General features: G+C 64.2%; 17 protein-coding genes. 9 read left to right on the forward strand and 8 right to left on the reverse strand.

What is annotated here, in order from left to right:
- Positions 1-8: 8 nt before the first annotated feature.
- Together ACSYG9_RS04800 and ACSYG9_RS04805 are read right to left on the reverse strand one after the other, a co-directional pair.
- Positions 9-1,184, reverse strand: coding sequence for a CoA transferase (locus ACSYG9_RS04800; RefSeq protein WP_454841404.1), 1,176 nt, complete (start codon positions 1,182-1,184; stop codon positions 9-11).
- A gap of 283 nt (positions 1,185-1,467) precedes the next feature.
- Positions 1,468-3,168, reverse strand: coding sequence for an ABC transporter substrate-binding protein (locus ACSYG9_RS04805; protein ID WP_440126056.1), 1,701 nt, complete (start codon positions 3,166-3,168; stop codon positions 1,468-1,470).
- Positions 3,169-3,993: 825 nt separating this feature from the next.
- Here ACSYG9_RS04805 and ACSYG9_RS04810 point away from each other — a divergent pair.
- Genes ACSYG9_RS04810 through ACSYG9_RS04825 form a run of 4 tightly spaced genes read left to right on the forward strand, consistent with a single transcriptional unit; the run spans position 3,994 to position 8,108 of the window.
- Complete coding sequence (locus ACSYG9_RS04810; RefSeq protein WP_440126057.1) at positions 3,994-4,947, forward strand: ABC transporter permease subunit; 954 nt, start codon at positions 3,994-3,996, stop codon at positions 4,945-4,947.
- Entirely contained in the window at positions 4,940-6,037 is a 1,098-nt protein-coding gene (locus tag ACSYG9_RS04815; protein ID WP_440126058.1) for an ABC transporter permease subunit, read from the forward strand. The genes ACSYG9_RS04810 and ACSYG9_RS04815 overlap by 8 nt, the downstream gene beginning before the upstream one ends.
- On the forward strand, positions 6,034-7,119 hold the full coding sequence (locus ACSYG9_RS04820) for an oligopeptide/dipeptide ABC transporter ATP-binding protein (protein WP_440126059.1): 1,086 nt from the start codon (positions 6,034-6,036) through the stop codon (positions 7,117-7,119). The genes ACSYG9_RS04815 and ACSYG9_RS04820 overlap by 4 nt, the downstream gene beginning before the upstream one ends.
- On the forward strand, positions 7,119-8,108 hold the full coding sequence (locus ACSYG9_RS04825; RefSeq protein ID WP_440126060.1) for an oligopeptide/dipeptide ABC transporter ATP-binding protein: 990 nt from the start codon (positions 7,119-7,121) through the stop codon (positions 8,106-8,108). The genes ACSYG9_RS04820 and ACSYG9_RS04825 overlap by 1 nt, the downstream gene beginning before the upstream one ends.
- Positions 8,109-8,174: 66 nt before the next feature.
- On the opposite strand, the gene ACSYG9_RS04830 is transcribed toward ACSYG9_RS04825, so the two are convergent.
- From ACSYG9_RS04830 to ACSYG9_RS04855, 6 genes are all read right to left on the reverse strand, one after another.
- Positions 8,175-8,537, reverse strand: a complete 363-nt coding sequence (locus ACSYG9_RS04830) for a hypothetical protein (protein ID WP_440126061.1) — start codon at positions 8,535-8,537, stop codon at positions 8,175-8,177.
- A gap of 90 nt (positions 8,538-8,627) precedes the next feature.
- On the reverse strand, positions 8,628-9,488 hold the full coding sequence (locus ACSYG9_RS04835; RefSeq protein ID WP_440126062.1) for an IclR family transcriptional regulator domain-containing protein: 861 nt from the start codon (positions 9,486-9,488) through the stop codon (positions 8,628-8,630).
- Between the two features lie 181 nt (positions 9,489-9,669).
- Entirely contained in the window at positions 9,670-10,077 is a 408-nt protein-coding gene (locus ACSYG9_RS04840) for a MarR family transcriptional regulator (RefSeq protein ID WP_440126063.1), read from the reverse strand.
- 190 nt (positions 10,078-10,267) lie between these two features.
- Positions 10,268-10,759 (reverse strand): flavin reductase, encoded by a 492-nt coding sequence (locus tag ACSYG9_RS04845; protein ID WP_440126064.1) that lies wholly within the window; start codon positions 10,757-10,759, stop codon positions 10,268-10,270.
- Positions 10,760-10,831: 72 nt separating this feature from the next.
- Positions 10,832-11,635, reverse strand: a complete 804-nt coding sequence (locus tag ACSYG9_RS04850; protein WP_440126065.1) for an FCD domain-containing protein — start codon at positions 11,633-11,635, stop codon at positions 10,832-10,834.
- A gap of 45 nt (positions 11,636-11,680) precedes the next feature.
- On the reverse strand, positions 11,681-13,006 hold the full coding sequence (locus ACSYG9_RS04855; protein ID WP_440126066.1) for an acyl-CoA dehydrogenase family protein: 1,326 nt from the start codon (positions 13,004-13,006) through the stop codon (positions 11,681-11,683).
- Positions 13,007-13,178: 172 nt separating this feature from the next.
- Between ACSYG9_RS04855 and ACSYG9_RS04860 the strand changes: the two genes are divergently transcribed.
- From ACSYG9_RS04860 to ACSYG9_RS04880, 5 genes are all read left to right on the forward strand, one after another.
- Positions 13,179-14,681, forward strand: a complete 1,503-nt coding sequence (locus ACSYG9_RS04860; protein ID WP_440126067.1) for an AMP-binding protein — start codon at positions 13,179-13,181, stop codon at positions 14,679-14,681.
- A gap of 101 nt (positions 14,682-14,782) precedes the next feature.
- Entirely contained in the window at positions 14,783-15,940 is a 1,158-nt protein-coding gene (locus tag ACSYG9_RS04865; RefSeq protein ID WP_440126068.1) for an ATP-binding cassette domain-containing protein, read from the forward strand.
- Positions 15,937-17,727, forward strand: coding sequence for an ABC transporter permease subunit (locus tag ACSYG9_RS04870; protein WP_454841406.1), 1,791 nt, complete (start codon positions 15,937-15,939; stop codon positions 17,725-17,727). Before ACSYG9_RS04865 ends, ACSYG9_RS04870 begins: the two co-directional genes overlap by 4 nt.
- A gap of 32 nt (positions 17,728-17,759) precedes the next feature.
- Positions 17,760-18,803 (forward strand): ABC transporter substrate-binding protein, encoded by a 1,044-nt coding sequence (locus tag ACSYG9_RS04875; protein ID WP_440126070.1) that lies wholly within the window; start codon positions 17,760-17,762, stop codon positions 18,801-18,803.
- Positions 18,800-19,777, forward strand: a complete 978-nt coding sequence (locus ACSYG9_RS04880; RefSeq protein WP_440126071.1) for a TIGR03619 family F420-dependent LLM class oxidoreductase — start codon at positions 18,800-18,802, stop codon at positions 19,775-19,777. The genes ACSYG9_RS04875 and ACSYG9_RS04880 overlap by 4 nt, the downstream gene beginning before the upstream one ends.
- Positions 19,778-20,064: the final 287 nt, after the last annotated feature.

The raw sequence follows: 20,064 nt of genomic DNA on the forward strand, positions 1-20,064 counted from the left end.
AGACGGAGCTAATTGGCTCGATGGGCAGGCGCGGTCTCGAGCTCTGCGACCAGGTCCTGTAGTCCGAGTTCGTCGAGCACGTCTGCGGTATCGGCGCCGAGTTCCGGAGCTGCCGTGAGGCCGGCCCCCCGTTCCCGGCGGCGACGAGCCATCGTCTCGATACCCGGATATCCGCCGTCTACGGGAACGACGGCTACTGGAGTCAAAGGGGCTGTGTAGATTCCCTCAGCGAGGACCACAGGATTACTCACGCCGAGGTGCCGGGCGTGGTCGGTATCGACCGCCTCCCGAACAGTACGCACCATCGCTGCAGGAACTCCGGAGGCAGCGAAAAGTTCTTCCCACTCGTCGGCCGGGCGGGTAGCGAGAGCCGCTGCAACAACTATGGTTTCGTCGTCACGGTCGGCCCCGTAGTCGGCGCCACGCTCCCACGAGCCGATCTTTCGATAGGACTCATGGAGACCTACGATGTCCACGAATCGTTCCCAGTACTTACGTTCGATGGGGCAGACCAATAACACGCGCCCATCGCTGCAGGCATACATCCGATAGCGCGAACCCATCGCCTGGAACGCGGGGCGGGAAGGCAGATTGTTGAGTCCCGCCTGGGTTTCTCGCCACATCCACGACAGAGCTGCTTCCCAGAGGGAGACAGTGACAACCTGGCCGGGCTCTCCACGCAGCCGCCGCAGGAGTGCCGCCTGGATCCCCAGGGCCGCCCAGATTCCAGCAAGGGCCGCGCCGTGGGCATGGTACGAGGACGGCACCCGGGGCATCCCGTCGTGCCACTCGACCTCGACGAGACCCGCCATGACATCGGGCTGCAGGCCGTGGGCGGGCATCTGTGACCACGGGCCGTCGTCGCCGTACCCGGTTACGGAGCAGTACACCAGTCCCGGGTTGTTGCCCAGGAGCGTCTCGGCGTCCACGCCGCGCTTGCGGGCATCCTCCGGACGGGCGCCCACGATCACGACATCGGCCCATCGGGCGAGAGCGTCGACGACGAGCGGCCACGCCGCAGAGCGCCGGTCGAGTGCAATACTGCGGGTGCCCGCATTGAGTGCGTGGTGCACATCGGAGGCGTCTGCGAACGGATTGCCGACCTGCCGATTGCCGTCTCCCCTGACCGGGTTCTCGACCTTCACCACATCGGCACCGAGGTGTACCAGCGCACGACTCGCCATCGGGCCACTGAAATGGGTTGAGAAGTCGACGATCCGCGGCCAGCCACGACTCGACCCGTGTTGGCTGCTTGTCGGTGAATCATGATTGTTCATCGGCTATTTCGACCTCCTTCCGGGTTCGGCGAGATGTCTGTGGATCGGTTACACGTGAGTTGTAGCAGTCGAGGAGGGCCGGTTTCACCAGGTCTGTCCCACCCCGTGACATCGAGTTCCGAAACGGCTGTAGAACGAGGCAGTCCCGGCCACCGAAGTGACCGGGACTGTCTCGTCGAGGGGCTTAGTGTCAGTTCGCGATGAATGCCTCGTCGAGCAGCATGATTCCATCGGTGGAGGGGGTCACACCGTAAACGTCGGGCGCCCACGGAACGAAGGCCACCCCGGCGCCCCAGACGAGGAAGGGCTGGTCGGTATTGATTAGGCTCTGCACCTCACCGAGCGATTCACGCTTGGCATCATCGTCCGGAGCCGATAGCACGCCCGTCAACAATTGGTCCATCTCCGGATTGGTGTAACTCATGATGTTGTTCGTGGAATCGCTGTACAGCGCACTGTACAGGCGGATTTCGGGGTCGACATCCGTGAGGCTGTATGCGCCGAAGCTCATGTCGAAGTCGCGATCCACGTAGCGGCGTTTGACCAGGTCGGTGGTGCTGCTCGCGTACTCCACAGAGGTATCGAATCCGACGGCGTTCATCTGGGCCTGTACCGCCAGCGCCAGTTCCTGGGAGTCAGGATTATTGACACTGAGGAACGTGATCTTGCCGTCATACCCGTCGGCCTTGGCCTCGTCCAGCAGTCGCGTGGCCTCCTCCGGAGAAGGTTCGATTCCAGGAACGCTGTTCCATTCCGACCACGACTGGAACATCTCCGTGCCGGGCATTCCCTTACCCTCACGCACGCGCTGGTCGAGCACCTCGGGATCGACAGCGTAGGCGATTGCTTGACGGACGCGTGGATCCGCGGCCGGGCGCCCCTCTGCGGCGTTCAGCTGGCCGACCATTTTCAGACTCAATGCCTCCGCATAGCCTGGGAATTCCTCCAGGGCAGCATCCACCGTCTCGGCGTTGCTGACGTATGCCATGTCGATCCCGCCTGTGCGGAGTGCATCAATCTTGGGCTGGTCGCCGGCGATGGCGACGAACTTCAGACCGTCGAGGTTCGGAGCGCCACCCCAGTAGTCTGGGCGGGCCGCCAGCTGCAGCTCCTGCTGCGGTTGCAGGCTGACCACCGTGAACGGGCCGGCCCCGATCGGGGTGAACGTATCGCCCTGTTGTGCAGTCGGTGCCACGATCATTCCGTGCCCGTACGACAGCATGGCGGGGAAGGTTCGCCACGGCTGGTTCAAGGTGAACACGACGGTCGACGGGTCCACCGCCTCAGTGCTCGTCACGACCTTCTCATAGAGTTGCGAGTGCGCGCCCCCCTGAGTGTTGTACCGGTCGATACTGGCGACGACCGCATTGGCATCGAGTGGAGTGCCGTCGCTGAACGTGATGCCATCTCTCAGCGTCATCGTCCACGTCAGGTGATCGTCGCTCGCCTCCATCGTCTGCGCAAGCTGAGGTTCGAAGGTCTGCGATTCGATGTCATACCGCATCAGAATGTCGTACACAGCTGCCATTTCGGTGCCGCCTGTCGAGCCGGTGGCCTGCGTCAGCGTCGGATCGAGGTTGGTGACGGGCGCCAGACCGGCAAACGTGAGGGTGCCGCCCTGCACCGGCGTTCCGGGCTCCTCCTGGTCTCCGACGATGCCGTATGCCAGATCCTTCGGCTCGGATTCCGAGCCTCCACCTGAATCGTCGGAGCCGCCGGTCGTGGCACAACCGGCGAGGGCAACGGCACCGACCGCGACCATCGCCAGTATTCGGCCGGCTCTCTTCGAGTACCTGCTCATGAACAACCTCCTAGGTTGACGATCGGCCCGTGCCCTGACAGCGCTGCCGCCGATCCTGCGTCGATGAACTACGCCGCGCGCCCAGCTCATGACGCCGACGACTCTATCCATCAATGTTGTTGCGCCACAAGTATTTCTATATTTCACAGATATTCGATTCCACGGCCACGCGATCTTCGTTACCGAGCTGGGCCGCCGCTGAGGGAGCGAGGGACTGCCGATATCACGGGCTCCTGGCGATACGGTTCATTCCGACAATGCGTACAACGGTGTCGCCAATGCGTACCGCATCGTCACCCCTGCGTACAACACCCGAGCTACCCCCCGCAGCGGTGCGCTCGCACAGTCCGCACCGCGACCGTGTCCGACATCGCGTGGCCGGCACCGGCGCGACCGCAGGCCATTGGGTACGGTTCCGGACACGGAGGCACCGCGCACCGCCGTCACCATCGCAGGACGCGGTCCGCGGCGCATGCGACGGACACCCCGCCGGAACACCCGTACCGGGGAGGACCACCCGGCCTCCAAGATGGCGCTCACCAGGAGTTTCATCGAGCACCGCAGGTACGGTCGGCGCTCGGCAGGGCAGTGCCCGCCCGGTTGCCGCCCGGCGCAGCTACCGGAAACCTCATCGCCGCCCGGCGCATCCGCAGCACGCAGATCTCTCTTCGGCGCCCGCGCGACACACGGTCGTCGCCCCGCACCCGAGTCCACGGAGCATCCCATTCGGGGCCCGAGGAAATCGATGCCATTCAGTGGGACCTGAGCGCCCGATCCACCCGATCCCGAAAGCTACATTCGATCCACTCCCGGTCAGGTGGTGATCTGCGATTCATTACGAGCAACCGGATATCTCGTATCCCGCCGAAAGCAAGCTTCGGACACTCATGAACAGAGGAAGGAGGCGGTGACACGGTGGCGCGAACAGTGATCGAGAAGGTGATCGAACTGGTCGTCGTGCTCTTCATCGTCAGTCTCGGCACGTTCGCCCTCGTATCGCTCATCCCGGGCGATCCGTCGGTAGCCGTTCTCGGCGAGGGCCGCTCGGCCGAGGAGTACGCACAGGCCCGCGCAGCGATGGGCCTCGACGACCCGTTCCTCACCAGATACTGGGGATGGCTGTCGGGGGCTCTGCAGGGCGATCTCGGCACTTCCATGGTTCCACCGCAAGGCGCGGTCACCGACAGCATCGGTGCGGCACTTCCGGTCAGCGTGCAGCTGGCAATCATGGGTCTGCTGATCGCCATCGCAGTGTCGATCCCGCTGGCGATGTACTCCGCCCGGCACCAGGGCGGCTGGATCGATCGCGTGATCAGCGCCGGAACCTTCGGTGTCCTGTCGATCCCCAGCTTCCTGGCAGGCCTACTGCTGATCATGGTGATGGTCAACTACCTCGGCTGGTTCCCACGATCGCAGTGGGTACGTATCTCGGACTACCTGGGCCAGAACCTCTATCACGCCTTCCTTCCCGCCTTGACCATCAGCCTGCTCGAAATGGCGATGTTCACACGCATCCTGCGCAGTGACCTGGTGTCGACGTTGAAGGAAAATTTCATCCTCGTAGCGAAGGCGAAAGGCATGTCGAACGCCCGGTTGCTGTTCAGCGATGCGCTCCGGCCCTCGTCCTTCTCTCTCATCACCATGGTCGGCGTCGTCATCGGTTCGATGATCGGCAGCACCGTCATCGTCGAGACGCTGTTCTCGCTACCGGGGATGGGTTCACTCATCGTCCGGGCGGCACAACAGGGAGACATTCCGATGGTGCAGGGAGCCGTACTGGTGATCGCCGCGATCTACGTCGTGGTGAACGGAGTCATCGACATCTCCTACGGATACCTCGACCCAAGGAGCCGACGAGCCCATGTCTGAGACGACCATCGAAAAACCCGTAGGCACCCGGCTCCCCCCGGACGACACGCTCCCGAAGAACACGGTGGAGTCGTCGGACGCGGACGAACGCCGAAATCTGTACCGCGTGGGAGCGGCCCTCGCTGCCGCGGGTGTGATTGCTCTGGCCATCGGCCTGAGCCCCCTGCTCATCACGATGGCCCGCGTGCTCGTCATCCTGGCCGCCCTGGCAGCGCTCTACATGGGCCTCCGCAGACTCGGACTGGCCCGGTTCGGATCCGACTTCGACCTGACCTTCATCCTGTCCTGCACGTGGCTGGCCGTGCTGATCGCAGTGGCCGCACTCGCTCCGCTCCTGCCGTTCGCCGAGCACGAGGACACCGCCAAGACACTCACCGAGCCGAGTTACTCCCCGCCCGCCCTCTTCTCCGTGCATCCGCTCGGCACCAACAACTTCGGCCTCGACATGCTTGCCCGATCCATCTACGGGGCCCGATACTCGCTGGTGGTCGCGCTCTCCGCAGTTCTTCTCGGCATGATCATCGGTGGCGCGATCGGTATCGTCGCCGGCTATTTCGGTGGCAAGGTCGACCGCGTCGTCGGCGTGCTCACGAACTCGCTGCTCGCCGTCCCGTCGCTGATCCTCCTCATTGCGCTCGCATCGGTCCTCGAACCGAACCTCCGCAACATCTCGTTCGCGCTCTCCGTCCTCGCGATCCCCACCATGGCGCGGATTGCGAGGGCCAACACGCTGGTGTTCGCGCAACGCGAGTTCGTGTTGGCGGCCCGAGCAATGGGCGCCACCCGGCTGCGGGTGATGTTGCGGGAAATCGCACCCAATGTCGTCCTTCCCCTCGCCTCGATGGGCATGGTTCTCATCTCGGCAATGATCGTCGCGGAAGCGTCACTGAGCTTCCTTGGATTGGGAATCCAACCCCCTACCCCGACCTGGGGGAACATGATCTCGGAGGGCCAGGGCACCGTCTTCGAGCAACATCCGTACATCGTGTGGGTTCCCGGTCTGTTCCTGTTCCTGACGGTGTTCTCACTCAACATCGTCGGCGAGAAAGCGCAGAAGCGCACCGGCGGCACCCGGGAGGTGAAACTGTGACACGCGCAGAACCGCTACTGACGGTAAACGACGTATCCACACGGTTCCGCACCAAGCGAGGCCGGCTCAGAGCAGTCGAGGAGGTCAGCCTCCAACTCGGGGCAGGCGAGACACTGGGACTCGTGGGCGAATCCGGATCGGGGAAATCAGTTCTGGGACAGACCATCATGGGACTCGTCTCGCACGGCGGCAACACCTCCGTCACGGGACAGGTGCTCTTCGAGGGCCGTGATATGCAGACCCTCACCCGCAAGGAGCAACAGAAGCTCTGGGGCAACGACATCGCGATGGTGTTCCAGGATCCGATGTCGGCGCTCAATCCGTTCAAGAAGATCGGAACGCACCTCACCGAATCACTGCGCGCCCATCTCGGACTCGACAAGAAGCAGGCTCGTGAGCGGGCCATCGAATTGCTTCGCAAGGTCCGGATCCCCGAACCCACCCGGCGCATCGACCAGTACCCGCACGAACTGTCCGGTGGGATGCGTCAGCGCGTGGTGATCGCGATGGCCCTGGCATGCGACCCGATGCTGGTCATCGCCGACGAACCGACGACAGCCCTCGATGTGACGGTCCAGAAGCAGATCCTGGAACTGCTCGAGTCGCTGCGCTCCGACATGGACATGGCGGGCATTCTCATCAGCCACGATCTGGGAGTGGTTGCCGGGCAGACCGACCGGGTCGCAGTGATGTACGCGGGCCGCATCGTCGAGACCGCTCCGACCCAGCAGTTGTTCGCAGGCCCACGGCACCCCTACACCGAGGCGCTGCTCGCGGCGGTCCCCCGCCTCGAACAGGAACCTCACACCCGACTCGAATCCATCGACGGCGGCCTCCCCGACATGACGCGACCTCCGGAGGGATGTGCGTTCGCTTCCCGCTGCAAGTACGCGCAGCAGACGTGCCGGGAAGTCGTGCCCACCCTGACCGTACCCGCCTTGACACGATCCTCGGATGCCGCGGCGACCGCTCCACACGAAGTGGCCTGCCACTTCCCTCTGGACGGCTCCGGCACGGCGGATCTCGGAATGCCCCACGTCGCAGATGTCGACGATCGCGTGCTGGAAGTGGAGAGAATCTGATGGCCGGTAGCGGAGTTGCACACCTGCGCAGGGACGACGGTCCCGTGCTGTCCGTCGAGAACCTGGTGGTCGAGTTTCCCGTCGGCCGTCATCAGAAGGTACAGGCGGTATCCGAGATCAGTTTCGATCTGCTGGCCGGCGAAACCCTCGGAATCGTCGGAGAATCCGGCTGCGGGAAATCCACGGCCGGTCGGGCCATCATGCAGTTACCCACCCCGAAAACGGGTAGCGTCGCGATCGACGGGACGGAGCTGACGACGCTGAGTCCGGCTGCACTGCGCAGGATCCGGGCAAAGATGCAGATGATCATGCAGGACCCGATCTCATCGCTCAACCCGCGCCGGAAGGTCAAACACCTCGTCACCGAGGGGCCCCGGATGTGGGGGCGGCAGAACCGGGAAGCGCTCGAGAAGCGGGGGCGCGACATGCTGCACGCAGTCGGGCTGGATCCCGACATGGTATGGGACCGTCTGCCCGGCGAGTTGTCGGGTGGGCAGTGCCAGCGCGTATGCATCGCACGGGCGATGATGCTCGAGCCCAAGGTACTGATCTGCGACGAACCGGTGTCCAGTCTGGACGTCTCTGTGCAGGCACAGATCCTCAACCTGCTCGAACAGACCAAGACCGAGTTCGACCTGACCATGATCTTCATTGCCCACAACATGGCCGTGGTGAAGAACATCAGCGACCGGGTGATGGTGATGTATCTGGGCAAAGTGTGCGAGATCGCGCCCAGCCGCGAGATGGAACATCGGGCACGGCATCCGTACTCACGTCTGCTGCTGGCATCGATTCCCGACCCCGACGTTCGCCGGGCCGATACCGAGCCGACTCCACAGATCGAGGGTGATCTTCCGTCACCACTGAACCCACCGTCGGGATGCCGATTCCGGACCCGCTGCCCACTTGCCACGGAACGGTGCGCCGAGGAGGAACCGCTACTGCGTGAAGTAGAGGACGGCCACTACGTCGCCTGCCACCACGCCTGATTCGCTCTCGGTGGCCGAACATGCGGCCACCGAGACCGGCTCACATGACGCCGGTACACATAACGCCTATGCGTAGTACAGATTCGCTATCGTGGCGTCGTCACCGAAGCGCTCTTCGAGCATGCGCAGGATCATATTCCGGCCGGCCAGAACCTCACGCCTGGCCACCTCGACCTGGTCGCGGCGATCGACAGTCCTCGACCACTTGTCCCACCACGTCTCGAGGGACGGCTCCGGGGCACGGACGGCCACAGAGAAGAACAGGTGGACGACGTTGATCTGCGCTGCAGGCCGGCTCTGCACCACGAAATCGGACTCCGGGAACAGAAACCACAACCGGTCGTCTGCGATGTCGATTCCGCAATCCTCGGGCAATTCGACGCCCCTGCGGAACGATTCGGCCAGCTGGGCATCCAGGCTGACCGACACGGAACCAGAAGGACAAACCATGATGGCGAACCTCCGAACGAGAGTGAGTGAATCGAGATGTCGGGGGCGCGAAAAGCACCCGAGGATGTGTCAGCCGGCCAGATCGGTGCGTAGCGGCTCCGCCAGCTCGCCGACGCCTCGGACTCCGCCACCGCGGCTTGCCGGGACCGCGGGAATCAAGCAGCTCGCGATGGACTCGGCCGTCTGTTTGACGACACGGGCATGCGTCTGCAACGTCGCTCGGTTGGTGCTGATCGAGCCGGTAATGGAGACCGCGCCGACCACTCCCGACGAGGAGATAATCGGGGCAGCAACACATGCCAGCCCTCTGACGGTGTCGCCGAAGTCGCTTGCAATCCCGGTACGCCGCGCGGTCTCGAGAATCGACTTCAGGCTGTGCGCACCCGGGCGGGTGTACATGGACGCCGCTTGGGCGACGATGCGCTTCCATGTCTTCTCCGGCTGCGCGGACAGGAGTGCCCTACCGATCGCGGTGTGATGGGCGGGCAATCTGCCACCGACACGGGTCGGTACGTCGCTACGGGCCGGGCCGACCTTGTCGATGTAGACGACCTCATCACCGTCCAGGATGCCCAGGTGCACGATCTGGCCACACTGCTGCTGTGCCTGGAACAGCCATGTACAGGCTTGGGTGCGCAGTCGCGCGGCATCGGCGGCAAGACCGCCGACCTCGAAGAGACGCAACCCGATTCGGTAACCGGCCGCGACTCGTTCGATCCAGCCGACATCGCGTAGCTGTTCGGCGAGCCGGTACACCGTGGAGCGAGGAAGGCCGGTCCGTGCGGTCAGGTCGTCGAGCGAGAGCGCACGGCCGTCGTCGAATGCGTCGATCACCACCGCGGCGCGCCCGAGTACCGATCGGTGCCCGCCCGAGCGACGCGGAACGGTGTCCAGCTCGAAATCTTCAGGGGTGTTTTGCAAGACAGTCATGACCACTCCTAGGTAATCATTAACATTGCTTCGATATATGCATAGAATATGCGGATTGGACTGTGGGTCAAGCCATCGATATTCGAGATGGCTTGTGCACGTGGATAAATCGTTGGACGGACGCTATCTGAAAGCAGGGCACCGGAAGAGCGGATACATTGCCGCGCGGGCGCGGCTTCTGCTACCCGTCGATCGCCTCCCGTCCACCTCCGGGCGGCGCGTCGCAGGACCACAGGACGAGTTCGCCGGCGAAACGCTGAAACAGGGTTGCGAAGTCGATGATCTCCTGCTCATCGAAGCTCGACAGACGGTCGGTGATCAAGCCCCGAAACTGCTCCTCGATCTTGCATACGGCGTTGCTACCTTCCGGCGTCACCGCCAGGATCGTCACGCGACGGTCGCCTGTCGGGACAGTGCGCTCCACCAACCCTTCCCGGACGAGGTTCTCCACCTGGCGGCTGGCATGGGACACACCGAGATTGGTGGCCGACGCCAGATCTCCCAGCCGACGCGGCCCGCGTTGGTCGAGCTCGCGGAGCATCGAGAAGGCGGGACGATCGAGCCGGACACCGGGGATTCCGGTTGCCACGGGATACACCCCTGCGGAAGCGAATGCCCTAGCAGCGCGTACCCAGGCATCGAGGACACCGGCAACTGCAGTGTCGCGATTCTCAATCTGGGTGAATGTGACGGAGGCCATACATAGAGAAGACCACACCTTGTTCTCCATAGCAATTATTGCGGGTAGAAACTTTTACCGGTTACGAATGTTCCGTCTTCTACAGCGCGAGGTGCGTACCGAACACTCTCCGGTGATAGGTCAACGGAAAGCCCTCACATGCCTCCACAGACGCCACCGCACCCAGCGCAATGAGGTGGTCTCCACCCTCGACCACCTCGACCACGTCGCAGGCGAGCCAGCTCAGGGCCCCGTCGATCCGGGGAAGCCCCGCATCGGGTCGCCACTTGACCCCCTCGAACTTCCCCACTCCACGACCGGACGCGAACCGCGACGCCGTGGAGGCCTGGGAAGCCGCCAGGATGTTGAGCCCGAACCGGCCCGCAGACCGCATTGCGGTGAGAAGCGCGGAGCGCTTGTCGAGTGAGACCAGGACCATCGGCGGATCCATGGACAGCGAGGAGAACGCACTCACGGTCGCCCCGTAGTGTTCACCCTCCCAGGTCGTGGTCACCACGGATACAGGTGTCGCGACCGAGGCCATCGCCTCACGGAAGTCCTGCTGGATGTCCTTTTCTAGTGGTGCAGTCATAGCTGTGCCTTCCTTCTCGTCTTCTCGACGTGCTGCGGAAGCGCATGCCCTCCTACCGCGACACCGATGCGGCTAGCGCCATTCGATGACCCGGTCGAGGAGTTCGGGGACCCGCGCTTCGCAGTAGTCGTTGATGTCCTGTTGATGTTCGAGAGACAGCCGATGGGCGTCCTCGGGACGCCCCTCGACGATTGCGTCCGTGATCTGGCGATGCGCGTCGAAGAAGTCGTCGTGTTTGGGCGCGAGATCGATCGCTGCAAGCACCTGCTCACGGAAGATCGCCGACATCGCGCTCGCCGACGTGCTGAGCACGAGGTTCCCGCTCAGTGCGTAGACCGTCTCGTGGAACTGCGGAGTCGCACGCCAGATCCCGCGCGGTTGCACCGCGTCGTCGACCGGTTCGGCACCACCGAACGTGGCCGTCAGGGCACTGCGCGCCTGTTCGGGATCGGAACGCCGCGCCGCGAGATCGGCCAGCCACGGTTCGAGCGCAACCTTCGACTCGGCCAGCTCTCGATAGGTGGCGCCGGCGAGCCGGTAGTAGAGCGCCGACGTGCGCCCCAGATCGGAGGCATCCACCGCCGCCATGACCGGGCCACCACCTCGCCCCTGCTTGACCACGACGAGCCCCTGGGCTTCCAGTATTCGCAATGCCTCACGCAGCGTCGTTCGGGCCACCCCGTATTTCGCCATCATCGTGACCTCGGAGGGCAGCACATCCCCCGGCTCGACTCCGTCCTCGAGCATCTCCTCGACGATCTCCCGCGAGAGCACCTCGGCAAGCTTGAGCGGACGCATCCTCCGCGGCAGCGGATTCAGTAGCGTCCGGTTGCCGCGCCGTACGCGTTCGCCTTCGACTCCGGTGGGGTGTTTCATGTGCGCGACTCCTCGCATCGATTCCTCGTCCCACCCATCAACGTCTCATGCGTTGAGCGCAACCTGGTCCAGGAGGTCGGCAAACTTCTCCTCGGCGTCGACCCGCCGGGTGGGTACGTGCTCGGTAGGAACCTCACGCGGCTCGTACTCCCGCATGAGCAGGCGGGCGACGGTGACCTTGTGTACCTCGTCCGGGCCGTCGTAGAGACGCGCGGCACGAGCACGCCGGTACATGTACTCGAGCGGGAGATCCGACGAATAGCCCAGCGCACCGTGGATCTGGATCGCGCGATCGAGGACGTCGTACAGGACACGGCCGCCCCAGAACTTGATCAAGCCGATATCCAGTCGGGCGTCGCTGTACGGTCGCCCCTCGTCGTGGAGGCGATCCATCCGCCACGCCGCCCGCAACGTGAGCAGACGCGCGGCCTGCATCGCCGCGTACGACTCGGCGACCCAGTCCTGGATCATCTGTTTGTCGCGCAGGAGTGAGCCGTGCGCAGTTCTGCTCACTGCACGCTCGCAGAGCATGTCGAACGCGCGCTGACTCTGACCCACCCACCGCATCGCGTGGTGAATCCGGCCGGGGCCGAGGCGACCCTGCGCGAGCGCGAATCCGCCGCCGCGCTCGCCGATCAGATTCGATTCGGGCACACGAACATTGCGGTAGATTACCTCGGCGTGGCCGCCGTAATCGTCGTCGCGGACGTCCGGCTCCGCCATCGTCGGAATGTTGCGGACGACCTCGAGACCGGGTGTATCCGAGTCCACCAGGATCATCGAGAAAGCCTTGTGCGGGCGGACATCGTCGCCGAATTCGGTTCGGACCATGACGATGTGGAAATCGGCCAGCGCCGCATTGGTGATGAACCACTTGTGTCCGTCGACCACCCATTCATCGCCGTCGAGACGAGCCGTGGCGGACATCAGTTTCGGATCTGCACCAGCACCGGGTTCGGTCATCGAATAGCTCGAGGTGAGCTCACCCGCGAGAAGCGGTTCGAGGTAATCCTTACGCTGGCGTTCGGTTGCGCCCAACGCCAGTAGTTCCGTGTTGCCGGAGTCCGGGGCATTGTTGCCGAAGATGTAGGGCGCCAGGTGTGAGCGTCCGAGGATCTCGTGCATGAGACCGAGCTTGACCTGACCGTAGCCGGCCCCTCCCAGAGACGGGGGAAGATGAGCGGCCCACAGCCCCTGATCCTTGACCTGCTGTTTGAGAGGTTGCACGAGGCGCAGATAGCCGGCCCGCCCATCGCGGCCCCGGAAGCGCTCACCGAGCGTCTCGAGCGGGAGGATCTCCCGTTCGACGAACTCTCGCATCCAGACGAGTTTCTGTTCGAAATCAGGGTCGGTGGAGAAATCCCAGGCCATCGCACTGTCCTCATCGATACGGGTGGCTCACGCGCCACGAGGAAAAGTCATGCCGCCCCATCTACGGCTGAGCCAAACGTACACAAAACCTCTAAACATGTCTATGTTTAGATAGAACTGTTCGACAAACTTTCCTTTTCATGGCCCAACCCCGACATCTCCGGAGGCCCACATGAATCTGACGACAATCCTGGACATGGCACTCGCCGCCCACCCCGACCGTGCGGCCGTCGGCCCCCTGCGCTACAGCACCACCTACCTCGAACTGAACGACCACGCCGCTCGCGGCGGCCGGGTCCTCACCGACCTCGGCGCCCATACAGTCGTGTTCATCGGCACCAACGGGCCGGCCCTGCCGACACTGGCCTTCTCCTCCGCGTGGGCGGGAATCCCCCTCGCACCGTTGAACTACCGGCTACCCGACGACCAACTCCTCGCGCTCGTCCAGCGCCTCGACCGACCGGTCGTCGTAGTCGACGACAGCTACCTGCCCGTGTTCACAGGTACCGACATCACCACGTTGTCCACCGGCGAGTTCACTTCCCGCCTCACGACCGTCGAACCATTGAGCACCCCCGCGGAAGTCGAGGAGGATGCGGTCGCCGTCATTCTGTTCACCAGCGGCACCACCTCGGCCCCGAAAGGCGTGCTGCTTACCCACTCCAACCTGGCCTCCTACGTACTGCAGACCGTCGACCTGAGCAGCGCCGACGAAACAGATGCCGCACTGATCAGCACCCCGCCGTACCACATCGCCGGTATGGGCACGATTCTCACGAACGTCTACGCCGGACGTCGCATGGTCCACCTCGACGATTTCTCCCCCCGGGCATGGCTCGAACAGGTCCGCACCGAGCGGATCAGCAGCGCGATGGTGGTTCCCACCATGCTCACCAGGATCGTCGACCACCTCGACGGCAAACTCGCCCGCACCCCCGAACTACGTTCTCTCGCATATGGTGGCGCCCGCATGCCGTTGCCGGTCCTCGAACGCGCCCTGGTCGCCTTCCCCGACACCGGCTTCGTCAACGCATACGGATTGACCGAAACCAGTTCGACGATCTCACTCCTCGGCCCCGACGATCACCGTGCAGCACTGGCCTCGGACGACCCCGACCTCCACGCACGGCTCACCTCCGTGGGACGTCCCGTTCCCGGCATCCAAGTCGCGCTCCGCAACGAGGACGGCACTCCCGCCGCACCCGGACATACGGGCCTGCTCTGGGTCCGCGGGGCACAAGTGTCCGGGCAGTACCTGGAACAGGGATCGGTGCTCGACAGCGACGGATGGTTCCCCACCAACGACCGAGCCCGCCTCGACAGCGACGGCTACCTGTTCATCGAAGGACGCGCCGACGACACGATCATCCGCGGCGGAGAGAACATCGCGCCCGCAGAGGTCGAGGACGCCGTCCTCACCCATCCGCATGTCGCCGATGTCGCCGTGGTCGGTCTCCCCGACGACGAATGGGGCGAACGCATCGTCGCAGCGGTGATACCGGTAACCGGTAGTGCTCCGACCTCCGACGACATCCGGTCCTGGACACGAGCCCAAGTACGCGGGTCCCGCACCCCCGACGACGTCGTGTTCGTCGACGACCTCCCCCGCACCCCCACCGGCAAGGTCATCCGCAGGCATCTGATCGCGGACCTGACTGCGACCTCGCTCGGCTGATCGGATCCCACTGGTCGGCACAACACCATATCGACCCAGGTCAACCCTCAAATATGTTGCCTCTCATCACATCAGGCGACCCGAATCGAGGTGCCCCGACCATGGACACAGCAATGTCCGCCGGGCCGGCGGTGGTCGAGATCAGCAATCTCAGCAAAAGCTTCCAACGCCGGGACGGCGCCACGATCACTCCCGTCGACAACATCTCCCTCGAAGTCCACGCCGGCGAGTTCGTGGTGCTGCTCGGCCCCAGCGGCTGTGGCAAGACCACCCTCCTGCGGTGTGTCGCCGGACTGGAACAACCCGATCGCGGCCGGATCGACATCGGCGGCAGCACCGTCTTCTCCTCCGATCGTGGCGTACTGACCCCACCCGAACGACGCTCCGTCAGCGTCGTCTTCCAGAGCTACGCACTCTGGCCGCACATGACCGTGTTCAAGAACGTCGCGTATCCCCTGCGCCGCCGTCGCCTGAACGCCGCGACCGTCACCGCCCAGGTGTCGCACGTGCTCGACCTGGTCGGGGTGGGGCATCTGGCCCAGCAGTATCCGGGGCAACTCAGCGGAGGACAACAGCAGCGGGTCGCGCTCGCACGTGCCCTCGTCGCGGGCAACGATCTGGTTCTCTTCGACGAACCCCTCTCCAACGTCGATGCCAAGGTCCGAGACCAACTCCGCGGCGACCTCCTCGAGATGCAACAAGAACTTCGATTCGCGGCTCTCTACGTGACCCACGACCAAACCGAAGCCATGGAACTCGGGCACCGGATCGCCACCCTCCGCGACGGAGTCGTCGAGCAACTCGCCTCCCCTCGGGAGATCTACCTGCAACCGGCCAACCGCTACGTCGCGAACTTTGTCGGACGCACCAACGAGTTCGACGGACCCGTAACCCGCATCGACGGCGACACAATCGAATTCAAATCGGCACTCGGACCGATGCTCGGCGTGTCGACACGCACATTCGAGACCGGCAGCCATGTGCTCGGAGTTGTTCGACCCGAATCGATCCGAATCTCCGACGAACAACCCGCCGCGGGACAGAACCGGCATTCCGGCACCGTCAGCAGCGTCGTCTTCGGCGGCGCCCAAGTACGGATCCACATCGAATTGGACGGAGACACGGTCGAGGTGTGGCGTCCCAGCGACACCCCGACACCTGACCTCGGTGCCACCGTATGGGTCGGTTTCGATCCGGCCAACTGCTGGCTCATGGATGGCTCCGAATTCGCCCCCGTCACCGGACAGGACGGCCGATGAGCACCGCGCCGCCGCTCACCGACCGAACCCCGCCGACGCCCCCAGCCGACAGCTCTCCTACCCCCGGAAGACCACCGCGGCATGTGCGCTGGTCTCGGCAACTACGTCACCGACCACTGCACGCACTCACCGCCCTCGTCACCCTCGTCCTCTGCTCGCTCCTGCTCTATCCGCTGACCATCATGGTCTGGCGCACGTTCATGCTCGACGGCGACGTGATCGGACTCAGCGACCTCGAACGCGTCTTCACCGATCCCCGTACCCGCTCGGCGATCACCAACACGACCATCATCCTGGCCGTGGCAGGACCCCTGGCTCTCGCCATCGGAGGCATGCTCGCATGGCTGAACGAACGGACCGATGCCCGATTCGGACTCATCGGCGAATTGCTCCCCATCGCCTCATTACTCGTGCCCCCGATCGCCGGTTCGATCGCCTGGACCTTCCTGCTCTCACCCAACAGCGGCTTCGCCAACGTCCTCATCCGCGACGGACTCGGCGTCGTCGGAATCCACATGGACAGCGGCCCGTTCGACATCTTCAGTTGGTACGGAGTGATTCTCGCGTACACAGCCTACATGGTTCCGTACGCGTATCTGCCCCTGGCCGCGTCGCTGCGATCTCTCGACCCCGCACTCGAGGAAGCAGCACGAATATCGGGTTCCTCCCCGCTGCGCACCTTCGTCACCGTGACGCTGCCCGCCATCAAACCCGCTGCGTTGTCGGCAGTTTTCCTCGTCACGGTGGTCTGCCTCGGCATCTATTCGGTCCCGAGCATCCTCGGGACCCGATCCGGGATCGACGTGGTATCCACCCGCATCGTGCAGGCGATGAAATTCGCCTACCCGCCGGACACCCGCAGTGCCCTGCTGCTCGGGCTGGTCATGCTGATGGTGATCGGCGTGGTGTGGATACTCCAGGCCCGCAGTGTCCGCAGCGGACACTACGCCCGCATCTCCTCTCGAGGACACTCGAACGCAGTCGTCACATTGGGACGCTGGCGAACCGTCGCGCGCCTCGGCATGCTCGGCTACCTGTTGATCATGTCGCTGGTACCACTCACCGCGATCCTCTTCGTCTCGGTCCAGAAATACTGGACCCCGGATGTGAAATGGGACGAACTCGGGCTGCAAAACTACCGGGCGCTTCTCTCGAGCAGCGGTCCGGCCGGCAAAGCACTGGCCAACAGTCTGTGGCTCGGCACGGTCGGCAGCATCATCGGCGTCCTCGCCGCCGTGTTCGCCGCGCTCTACCTGCACAGCAGCCGATCATGGATCGCCCGGACCGCCGACGGCGTACTCAAGCTGCCCGGCAACATGTCGCACATCGTGCTGGCCGTCGCCTTCGTCCTCGCGTTCGCCGGTGATCCGTTCCGGCTCGGCAACACCCGCTGGCTGCTGCTGATCGCGTTCATCGCCGTCTACCTCTACCAGGCGGTACTGCAGTCGTCCGACGCGCTGTCCCGCGTAGGCAACGACCTCACTGATGCGTCGTTCACCTCCGGCCACAGCGAAGGCCGCACGCTGCGCTGGGTGACACTCCCGCTGATGGCACCCGGTCTGGTCTCCGCCGGAATTCTGTTCTTCGTCCATATCCTCGGAGATGTCAACGCTGCCGCGATCCTGGCCGGCTCACGGAACCCGGTTGTCGGATCCACCCTCGTCGACCTCTACGAAGGCGGCGACCACGCACAACTCGCCGCGCTCGCCGGCATCCTCAGCCTGATCTCGGTCGTATTCGTACTCGCCGCACTCTCGCTAGTCCGATTCGTGAGTCGACGCCGATAGGCATCGACCAGCCCACCCCCAGAGAGGTACACATGATGTCGTCACCGACCCGACTCCGACTCCGCTTCGCCGGCGCGCTCAGCACCATCACCCTTCTGCTCGCCGCGTGCGGCGACAGCGGCGTCGACAGCCCCACCGAAGCGATGGACACGTACGACGCGGTCGTCGACGCTGCACAAGAGGAAGGCAGCGTCGTCATCTACAGCGCGTACAACGCCGAACTCACCCAAAGCCTCGCCGACGCATTCGAAGACGAATACTCCATCACCGTCGAGGTGGTCCGGCAGGCCAGCGCCGACCTCAACGCCCGCTTCGCCGCCGAATCCGAAGCCGGATCATCAGGAGCCGACGTCCTCTGGCAACCCGACCCGGTCTTCGTCGAATCCGCGGCGGACAACCAGTGGCTCGCATCGTTGGACCCCGCACAGATCCCCAACCTCGACCGGGTCGACACTGCCGACCAGACCGAGAATTCCGTGCCGATTCTCGAACAACCCTGGGGCATCGCCTACAACACCGACCTCATCACCGGCACGCCCCCGGCGACGTGGGAAGACCTCGCCACCGGCAACCCCATCGAACGCGGACTGCTCGTCGCGGCACCACAGAACAGCGTCGCCACCGCCGGCGTCTACAACTTCTGGCTCAACACCTTCGGTGAGGACTACTTCACCGATCTCCAGACAATCCAGAACTACGCCGTGGGAGACTCCGTCAGCAACGCCATCCAGCAGGTCGCGGCCGGTGAAGTCGGCGCGTTCGTACCCGCCCCGCTCAGCACCGTATCCACGGTGAAACAAGCCGGCGCTCCCGTCGAAGTCGTCGTACCCGACAACACCACAGGTTTCGCGATGCTCGCATCGATCAGCAACACCGCCCCCAACCCGAACGCGGCGCGACTGTTCGTCGACTTCCTCCTCTCCGATGCGGGACAGGCGATCGCCGTCAGTGATCTCGCGGTCCCCGTCATCGACTCTGTGACCTCCGGTGTCTCACGCCCCACCGAGTACGTGCCCACCGACAACGTGGAGACCGTCGTCCGCTTGGACGAGATCAGCGGACTGGTCACGCCGTGACCGCAACCGCGATCACCTTCGGGGTCAAGCTCCCCAACCTCAGCCCCCTCGCCTCGAGGAAATCGATCCTGACCACAGGGATGCTGGCCGAATGGCTCGGATTCACCGCGGTGTGGACAAGCGATCACGTGGTTTTCACCCCGACCACCGAGCACGACCATCCCGACCGCCGCTTCCCCGTCGCATTCGACACCCCGGCCGTCGACCCACTCGTTGCGCTATCGGTCGTAGCGGGGGCCACCGAACGAATCGAACTCGGCACCTCCGTCCTGGTACTCGCCAACCGCAATCCGGTGATCGTCGCCAAAGCATGGGCCTCCCTCGACCTGCTCGCACCCGGCCGAGTACTCGCCGGCATCGGAACCGGCTGGCAGGAGAACGAATTCCGCGCGCTCGGCGCCGGCAACCGGTACCGTCGTCGCGGTTCGGCCACCGCCGAGTTCATCGACATCCTGCGAACCTGCTGGAGCGATCCGTCCCGCGGCTTCCCCGGCGAGTTCTATTCGTTCGGACCGCTCTACTTCGAGCCACGCCCCGCCACCGCAATTCCGATCCTGCTTGCAGGCAACAGCGCGCGAGGCCTGCACCGTGTCGCAACCCACGGGGACGGCTTCCACGGCACAAACCTGAACCCCGCTGCCGCGGGAGTAGCGATCGCACAGATCGAGAAGTACGCTGCGACCTGTGGACGCGCGACGGTACCGCGCCGCTACACCACCCTGTGCGAGCTCGACCTGCGAGACCGACCGATCCGACCGGAGCAGGACCATGACGGAATCCACCTCGTCGGCACACCAGAACAGGTCGCCGAACGGATCCGCGCATTCACCGGTTCGGGAATCACTCACATAGCACTGCGAGTGCGTGCACTTTCGGGAAGCACCCGCAAGGAAATCTCGCCCAAGGTATGTCTGAGCGCCGGATTGGATCAGCTCGAGCGGTTCAGCGCCGAGGTCATGCCGCTGGTCGAATGAGTACACAGCCTCGGTCTGCGTTGATTTTCGACCTTCCTGACGACCCCGGCTGGTTATTTCGCGATACGGTCAGCGCGACTGGCAGATGCTGGGCGCGGGTACGCCCGCTCCCAGAGCCCGTCGGCTTTCGCCCTGCCCGCCTCGGCACGCCCCCGTACATGCATCCTTCCTGACGCAATCAGAGCATCGACAATTCCGACGTTCCTTCGCGACCAGATGGAACGGGCGCGCCGTGAGTGAAGAGCTGCTGGAAAGGGAGGGCGTCGATTGAATTGCGTCGCCCATCC

The organism is Rhodococcus sp. SJ-2, assembly GCF_053750035.1.